The sequence below is a fragment of the Hydrogenophaga sp. genome (assembly GCF_041633695.1).
GTDB lineage: Bacteria > Pseudomonadota > Gammaproteobacteria > Burkholderiales > Burkholderiaceae_C > Hydrogenophaga.
The window spans coordinates 1-7,656 of sequence record NZ_JBFJMY010000188.1; the positions used below are offsets into that span (position 1 = coordinate 1).

Annotated in this window: 7 protein-coding genes; 1 reads left to right on the top strand and 6 read right to left on the bottom strand. The window is 67.3% G+C overall.

Annotated features, from left to right (window positions below):
* Positions 1-100: 100 nt before the first annotated feature.
* The 6 genes from ABYB95_RS12715 to tsaB form a co-directional block, all read right to left on the bottom strand.
* Positions 101-1,561, bottom strand: coding sequence for a DUF1501 domain-containing protein (locus ABYB95_RS12715; protein WP_372658927.1), 1,461 nt, complete (start codon positions 1,559-1,561; stop codon positions 101-103).
* 9 nt (positions 1,562-1,570) lie between these two features.
* Entirely contained in the window at positions 1,571-3,382 is a 1,812-nt protein-coding gene (locus ABYB95_RS12720; RefSeq protein WP_372658928.1) for a DUF1800 family protein, read from the bottom strand.
* A 160-nt stretch (positions 3,383-3,542) separates the two neighbouring features.
* Positions 3,543-4,388: an orotidine-5'-phosphate decarboxylase gene (gene pyrF / locus ABYB95_RS12725; RefSeq protein WP_372658929.1), complete on the bottom strand. Its 846-nt coding sequence runs from the start codon at positions 4,386-4,388 to the stop codon at positions 3,543-3,545.
* Between the two features lie 67 nt (positions 4,389-4,455).
* Positions 4,456-5,334 carry a uracil-DNA glycosylase family protein gene (locus ABYB95_RS12730; protein ID WP_372658930.1) on the bottom strand — a complete coding sequence of 293 codons (879 nt, stop codon included), beginning with the start codon at positions 5,332-5,334 and terminating at the stop codon, positions 4,456-4,458.
* Complete coding sequence (gene rimI, locus ABYB95_RS12735) at positions 5,331-5,912, bottom strand: ribosomal protein S18-alanine N-acetyltransferase (RefSeq protein ID WP_372658934.1); 582 nt, start codon at positions 5,910-5,912, stop codon at positions 5,331-5,333. Before rimI ends, ABYB95_RS12730 begins: the two co-directional genes overlap by 4 nt.
* A gap of 68 nt (positions 5,913-5,980) precedes the next feature.
* Positions 5,981-6,838 (bottom strand): tRNA (adenosine(37)-N6)-threonylcarbamoyltransferase complex dimerization subunit type 1 TsaB, encoded by an 858-nt coding sequence (gene tsaB, locus ABYB95_RS12740; RefSeq protein ID WP_372658932.1) that lies wholly within the window; start codon positions 6,836-6,838, stop codon positions 5,981-5,983.
* Between the two features lie 172 nt (positions 6,839-7,010).
* On the opposite strand from tsaB, the gene ABYB95_RS12745 reads away from it, so the two are divergent.
* A partial coding sequence (locus ABYB95_RS12745) for a D-alanyl-D-alanine carboxypeptidase/D-alanyl-D-alanine-endopeptidase (RefSeq protein WP_372658933.1) occupies positions 7,011-7,656 on the top strand: 646 nt, incomplete at its 3' end.

Sequence of the window (7,656 nt, forward strand, 5' to 3'; positions counted from 1 at the left end):
GACAAGCTCAGCCCGAACGGATCTTCAGACTTCACTGGGCCGGATCTATAGCCGCACCACGGCTGCCGTGCGGGTCGCGCAGGCGCGACCCGCGCGGGGATCAGGCCATGAAACCCAGGTTGGCGGGGTATTGCGACCCGCTGAAATTTTTCAGGTTCGGCAGAATGCCCGCCATCTCGCCACCCTCCACGCCGAACCAGTTCGCCAAAGTCGCGGCGTACTGGTCGACCGAGGTACTGGGCAACAAGCGCCCCTGGCCCACATGCCACTGGTCTTCGGCGTCGCTGGTGCTGTTGCCCACGCTGACCGGCGGCGCCTTGCCGTAGAAAGCCTGACCTTTGACGGCGCCGCCGACCAGAAAGTGGTGGCTGCCCCAGCCATGGTCCGAACCGTCGCCGTTCGAAGCCAGGGTGCGGCCAAAGTCGGACGCGGTGAACGCGGTCACCTTGTTCGCCACGCCCAGCTGCACCGTGGCGTCGTGGAAAGCGGTCAGCGCTTCACTCAAACGCCCCATCAAAACCGCCTGCTGCGCCACCAGGTTGTCGTGCAGATCAAAGCCCCCCATGGAGACCATGAACACCTGGCGTTTGGCACCCAGACTGCTTTGCGCCGCGATCATGCGGGCCACCATTTTGAGCTGGTCGGCCAGATTGTTGTTAGCCGGGAAGCTGCTGAAGGGCGCTTCGGTGGCGGGAAAAGGCGCCAGCGCTGCGGTGAGCGCGGACTCTGAGGTGATGGCGCGTTGGGTGACGCGGTTGTATTCGTTCTCCAGCACGTGGCTGCGGCTTTGCTGCGCGATCTGGCCGATGGCGTCGCGCACCGCCGACGAGTTGTACACGTTGCTGGCGGTGCTCTTGATCTTGACGGCGCCGCTGGTGCTCACCTGGTAGGACAGGGCCGAATCGCCCGACAGGAACACCGCGTTGCCAGTGACCGACACGCAGGTGAACAGCGAATTGCTGTTGCTGGACAAAGCCAGGTCGCCCACGTGCCCGCCCCAACCCACCTTGGAGCCCTCGGGAGACGACGACTGCCACACCGACTGCTGGTCGTTGTGGGAAAACAGTTTGGGCGGCAAGGGATAAAGCGTGCGGTTGCTGCCGCGGTAATCGTTGCGCGTGAGCGGCACCACCAGCGGCCCCACATTGAGCTGCACCGCCGCCGCACCGCTGTTGAACAGCCCGGCCAATCCGGTCATGGCCGGGTGCAAGGCGTACTGGCGGCCGCCGGGCAAAGCGGTGGTGGGCTGGAGCAAGGTGGCCGACAGCGCCGACTGCGCCAGGGCCACGCCCCCGGCGGTGCGGCCCGCACCGCCGCCACGGATGGCGCTGTAGAGGTCGTAGCTGGCGTTGTCGTAGGTCACGACCGAATTGGCGTAGTCGCTGCCGCCGTACAGGAACACGCAGACCAGGGCCTTGTAGTCGGTGGCGTTGAAGGCCGCAGCCTCGCCCATGGCGGCCAGATTCAAGGCGGTGGGCAGGGCCGCACCGGTGAACGCCAGTTGCGCGGTGCGGCGCAAAAAGGCGCGGCGGGTGTGTTTCTCGGTTTGCAAAAAGACCATGTCGCGCCCCTATTTCTGAACCAGGTATTCGGCCGAGGCCATGACCATGAGCACCGCACCCGCGATGCGGTCGAGCTTGTTGTTCTCGCTGCTGGCGCTGGTCACGGGCCGCGTATTGAGCGCGTCCACCATCAAGGTCTGGGTGGCCGCCGACAACTGGTCGGCACACAGCACCACCGACAAATGGGCGACCAGGGCCCGCGCATCGGTCACCAACTCCAGCTCTTTGGTGTAAGCCGCTTTCATGTCCGAGCTGATCCCGCTACGCAGCACGGTTTGCATGTAGTTCAGATAACCGCCCACCGAGCTTTCGTTCACCAGCTGGAATTCGGGTGCGCTGGCCTGGGCATCGGCCAGGGCGGTACCGGGCGGCACATAACCGGGGCGGAAGAAGTTGAACACCGAGGGCGAGCGCAAAGGGCTTTGCCCGAGGCGGTCGGCCGGGTTGCTCAGGTCCGACACCTTCCAACTGCCTTCGGTCGAGTTCACGCCAAACGTGCGCGCCCATTGGGCCAGCCGCAGCATGGGCTCGCGCAGTTTGCCAAAGCGGGTATTGGCCGGCGCCTTCGGGTCGCGCGCTTCGTCGTCGAGCAGAATGCCGGCCCAGACCGCGCGCAAATCTCCGCGCACGCCCAGACCGTTGTTGTTGAAGCGCGCGGCCACGCGGGCCACGTAGGCCGCACTGGGTTCGCTGGTGACCAGGCGCTGGATCATCTGGCGCGCGAAGAACGGCCCCACGTTGGGGTGGTTGAACAAGGTATCGAGCGCGATTTTCAGAGCAGCGGCACCCGGTGTACCGGCCGGCACCGTGGCGCCCAGAAAAACCGCTTCCAGGGTGGAGTGTTTGCTCGGGTCCAGCGACATGGGTTTGCGCGCGAAGTCCTTGCTTTCGATGGTGCTGGACGAATCCGGCACTGGCAGACGCACGCCGTCGGAGGTGTCGAAGTTGTAGCCGGTGAACACGCGCGCCAGGTTGCTGACATCGTCCTGGCTATAGGTTTCGATCGGCTGCCCCTGCCCATCGGTCTGTGTGCTGCCGTCCAGGTTGAGCTTGTACAAGCCGATGGTGAACAACTGCATCACCTCGCGCGCATAGTTCTCGTCGGGCACGCGCCCCTTTTTCGGGTCTTCTTTCAGGTTGCCCCGGGTGTTGAGGAAATAGCCCATGACCGGGTGCAGGGTCACGTCTTCGAGCAACTGGCGGAAGTTGCCAAAAGCGTTGCGCACCAGGGTGTCCCAGTAGTGGGCAAAGGCATGACCGCGCCAATTGAAAGACGAGGTCTGCAGCGACACCACGAACAACTCCGACAAAGCCAGCGCGCAACGGCGGCGCACCGCATCGGGCCCGCTCAAGAGCTGGCTCCACACCATGTTGTCGCCCAGGCCGGTGCTCTGGTAATACTTGTTGGCGTCCACCGCGCCATAACCTCGGGATTCCATCCAGTCCCAGGCGCTGGGGCCTTGCGCCTGGGTGAATTGCCGCCCCAGCCAGGCGGCGTAAGTCCCGCCGCGCAAACCCGCGATTTCTGCGCTGGTGGACGAAAACTGCGCCTGCTGCAAGAAGCGCGCGGCGTCGCCGTCGTTGGCGGCGCTGGGGTAGCTGAAGTCTGCTGGGTTCACACCCGGGATGTCGCTGGCGCTGACGGCGCCGGTGGTACTCCCGCCGCCGCATGCGCTCAAAAAGGCGGCAGACGCCAGCGTGGTGGCCACTGGTTGGGCCCAACCAGACGGCTGCGTCTCGGTGGGCACCGGGCCGGGGTGTCGAAGCCCCTCGACAAGCTGCCCTGACGCCTGTACCGGCGCTGGTTCTGTAGACAACATGAGATCCCCTTCTCGGACAGTCTGGCGAATGTGCGCGAGTGTAGGGAGCGCTGGAACGCGCCGAGAGGGCCGCAACAAATTTTTACGCCCCGTGTTGCGGGCGCGCGGCGAGCGCGTGTTGAGTGCGCCCGTCTGGCCGAAAAAGGCCGCCGCCGGTCTCTTAGGCGTTGCGCGCGGCCTGCAAAAGCGCCTGTGTGCGCAGGGCTTCCTGGCGGGCGGCAACGGCAAAGTCCGGGCCCGAGGATGCGTACAAAATGGCGCGCGACGAGTTGACGATGATGGCGCCGGTGGTGGTGCCGCTGTCGTCGGTGCGCAAACCGGCTTTCACCGTGGCCAAGGCGTCGCCGCCCTGCGCGCCCACGCCCGGGATCAGCAGCGGCAAGGTCGGCGCGATGGCGCGCACCCGCTCGATCTCTTTCGGGTAGGTCGCGCCCACCACCAGCCCGAGCTGGCCATTGAGGTTCCACGGCCCTTGCGCCAAACGTGCCACGTGTTCGTACAGCAGCGGTTGGCCATCGATGGACGCCAGGCGCTGGTTCTGCAAATCGTCACCACCGGGGTTGGAGGTGCGGCAGAGCAAAAACGCGCCCTTGCCGTGGTGCTTCAAATAGGGCTGCACCGAATCAAAGCCCATGAAGGGCGAGAGCGTGACCGCGTCGGCGCCGTAGCGCTCAAAGGCTTCGATGGCGTATTGCTCGGCGGTGCTGCCGATGTCGCCGCGTTTGGCGTCCAGGATCACCGGCACCTGGGGCGCTGCGCTGCGCATGTGCGCCATCAGGCGCTCCAGCTGGTCTTCGGCACGGTGCGCGGCGAAGTAGGCGATTTGCGGCTTGAAAGCGATGGCGGTGTCGGCCGTGGCGTCCACGATGGCGGCGCAGAAGTCGTAGATGCGGTGGGCGTCGCCCTTGAAATGGTCCGGGAAGCGGGCCGGGTCGGGGTCCAGGCCCACACACAGCATGGAACGGTTCTGGCGCTCGGCGCCGCGCAACATATCGAGAAAGGTCATGCGCCGATTTTACGGTTGCGGTCGGGACCACCGGGCGAAGCGGCAACGGCCGTCGCCAGCCGTCCGATCAGTTCTGCAGCGTCTCGGCCGCCAGGCACAGGTCGGCCCAGGCCTTGGCCTTGTCGGTCGGGGTGCGCAGCAGGTAGGCCGGGTGGTAGGTCACGACCACCGGCACGCCTTCGACCCGGTGCACCTGGCCGCGCAGCCGGCCGATGGGTTCGGTGGTCTTGAGCAGGGTTTGCACCGCGAAGCGGCCCATGGCCAGGATGACCTTGGGTTGCACCAGCTGGATCTGCCGCGCCAAATAGGACTGGCAGCGCGCCAGCTCGTCTGGCAAAGGGTTGCGGTTGCCCGGCGGGCGGCATTTGACGGCGTTGGTGATGTAGACACCGGATGCACCCGAGGCCTGGCGGTCCAGACCCAGGGCGCGCAACATGTTGTCGAGCAACTGCCCGGACACACCCACAAAAGGCTCGCCCTGCTGGTCTTCGTGCTCTCCGGGCGCTTCGCCCACCACCATCCAGTCGGCCTGCGTGCTGCCCACGCCGAACACGCTTTGTTTGCGCCCCTCGCAAAGACCGCAGGCCTGGCAGTTCGCCACCGCCTCGCCCAGCGCGGGCCAATCCATTTCGGCCAGGCCGGGCGGCAAGGCGGCCAGGCTGGCCGAGGTGGTGGCGGGTCGAGTCGGCGTCTGGACAGGGTTGCGCTCGGCGGGCGGGGTGGGCGCTGCGCGCGCGGCTGCGGGTACCGGTGCTGGCGCAGCCACGGGTGCGGCGGGCGCCTGCGGGCGGACCGGTGTCTGGACCTGCGCCTCCGGTTCTGCTGCGGGCATGGACGTGGGCGCGCTCCAGACGCGCACACCCATCTCGGCCAGCATGGCACGCTGGCGCGCATCGAGTTCGGGCACGAAAGAGGTGTCGGGCACGTCGCTTGGGTTCTCGCTCATGGCGCGGCACCGTCACTGGCACGCGACAAGTCCAGGCTCATCACCACCGCGTCTTCGCGCTGGAACTGGCCCGCCGGGTAATAACCGCGGCGCAGCCCCACTTCCTTGAACCCGCAGGCTGTGTACAGCGCACGCGCCGGGACGTTGTTGGCCCGCACTTCCAGCCACAGCCATTGCGCGGCCTGGCCACGCGACCACAGGGCCAGCGCGTCCAGCATGAAGCGCGCCCAGCCCTGGCGCTGGTGGGACGGCGCCACGGTGATGTTGAGCAAATGCACTTCTTCCATGCCCGGCATGGCCACCAGATAGCCCAGCAGCACACGTCCATCGGCCCGCACCGGGTACACCGTTTCACCCGGCAAGGCCTCGCCCAGCAGCATCACCGCTGGGTAGGTAGAGGCCAGCGAATCGTGGAAATGCCGCAGCGACCAGGGGTGGGCGTATGCGGACTTTTCAACCTGATGCACCGTCTCCAGATCGGCGGCGGTCATGGGTGCAAAAGCGATGCGGCGCTGCACTTGCGCCGCAGAGACCGACGCCGGTGTCGCCACGCCCGCCGGTTCCGGCCAGTCGCCCATCGCCCAAGCCGGTACGCCGCTGGCGGGCGCGCAAGCCGGCGTCTGCGGCGCTGTGTGCGGCGAAGAACTCATGCGCGCACCCCGTCGGCTGCGGCCTGTGCCAGGGCTTGCTGGCGCAGTTGCTCGCGTTCGTCCGTGGTTTTGGCGACTTGATCGCGCACGTACAGGGGCAAAGCATCCCGCGCGGCCACGGCAGCACCTGCGGCCAACAGGCCGGGCGCCAGGCTCAACAAAGCCTGGGCGGTAGGCAGCGCCGTGCGCGTGGGCCAGCGCACCGCCGCGCTCCCCGCCAGTTGTTCGCCATACACCGCAAACACATTGCCCGCCAGCAGACCAGCGCTGTTGGGGCCCAGCAGCGTGGCGGGCACGGCCTGCGCCAGGTAGGCGTCCAGATCGGGCGGCGCACACAGGCGCGGCGGCAGCAAGGGGCGCAAACCCTGGTCGGTGCAGGTGTAGGGGGCGGCGTACATCTCGTTCATGCGGGCATCGAGCAAGGCCACGATCACACCGGGCAGCGGCTGGCCAGCGTCCAGCACGTCCAGACGGGCCTGCTCGGCCAGCGCCAGCAGACTGTCCACCGGCAGCACCGGAACGCCCGTGGGGCGCTCGGCCGTTTGCGCGCCATAGGCCAGGCCCTGGGCCACGGCGCAAGCGGTGCGCAAGCCGGTGAAAGAACCGGGGCCACGGCCAAACACCACGGCATCGAGTTCGTGCAAGGCCCAACCGGCCTGGTCCAGCAGATCGCGCACCAGGGGCAGCAAGGTGGTCGAGGCCTGGGCGCCACCGGGACCGGTGTGCTGCCACAGCGGCCCGCCACGCACGCCCGAACCCAGCGCCACCGACAAGGTGTCGGTGCTGGTTTCAATGGCCAGCAAACGCGGGCTGGAGCGGCTGGCCACGGCTATGGCCTGGGTCGGTGCATGCATGCGGTCATTATCGGCCAGCCGGTGCCGGCCCTTTGCGGCCAGGGCCGGAACAAGGACACCACACAGCGTCACACGCCCGAGCTCCGGGCACCGGATAATCGGACCCATGCTTTGCCTCCCGCTGTCACACCTTCGCCGCCCCGCCCGTCTGTTGGGATGCCTGGTCTGGCTGGTGGGTCTGTCGTTGCCCGCTCACGCGCAGGCGACGCGCAGCGACAGCAGCTTGCCGCCCACGGTGGTGGCGGCCATGCAGCGCGCCCGGCTGCCGCTGGACACGCTCTCGGCGTTGGTGGTGGCGGTTGATCCGCAACAAGGCGAACGCCTGCGCTACCGGGCCGACGAAGCGGTGAACCCGGCCTCGGTCATGAAGCTGGTGACCACTTACGCGGCGCTCGACATGTTGGGCCCCGACTACACCTGGAACACCCGCTTCTACACCGACGGCGAGGTGAGCGGCGGCGCCCTGCGCGGCAACCTGTACATCCGGGGCGACGGCGACCCCAAGCTGGTGCTGGAACGCATACAAGACGCCTTTGGCGCGCTGCAAGCCCAGGGCGTGGTGGTGATCCTGGGCGATGTGGTGCTGGACCACAGCGCGTTCGAGGTGCCCGATGGCGACGCCGGCGAGTTCGACGGCGAATCGCTGCGCCCCTACAACGCCAGCCCCGACGCCCTGCTGGTGAACTTCAAATCGGTGATCCTGAAGTTCCAGCCCGACAACGCTGCTGGCGTGGCCCGCGTGGTGAGCGAACCCCCGCTGTCGCGCCTGGCCATCGATGCCACGGTGCCGCTGTCCTCCGGCGCCTGCGGCGACTGGC

Coding starts and splice junctions, on each gene's coding strand:
- ABYB95_RS12715 (WP_372658927.1), bottom strand. CDS start 1,561: ATGGTCTTTTTGCAAACCGAGAAACACACCCGCCGCGCCTTTTTGCGC.
- ABYB95_RS12720 (WP_372658928.1), bottom strand. CDS start 3,382: ATGTTGTCTACAGAACCAGCGCCGGTACAGGCGTCAGGGCAGCTTGTC.
- pyrF (WP_372658929.1), bottom strand. CDS start 4,388: ATGACCTTTCTCGATATGTTGCGCGGCGCCGAGCGCCAGAACCGTTCC.
- ABYB95_RS12730 (WP_372658930.1), bottom strand. CDS start 5,334: ATGAGCGAGAACCCAAGCGACGTGCCCGACACCTCTTTCGTGCCCGAA.
- rimI (WP_372658934.1), bottom strand. CDS start 5,912: ATGGGCGACTGGCCGGAACCGGCGGGCGTGGCGACACCGGCGTCGGTC.
- tsaB (WP_372658932.1), bottom strand. CDS start 6,838: ATGCATGCACCGACCCAGGCCATAGCCGTGGCCAGCCGCTCCAGCCCG.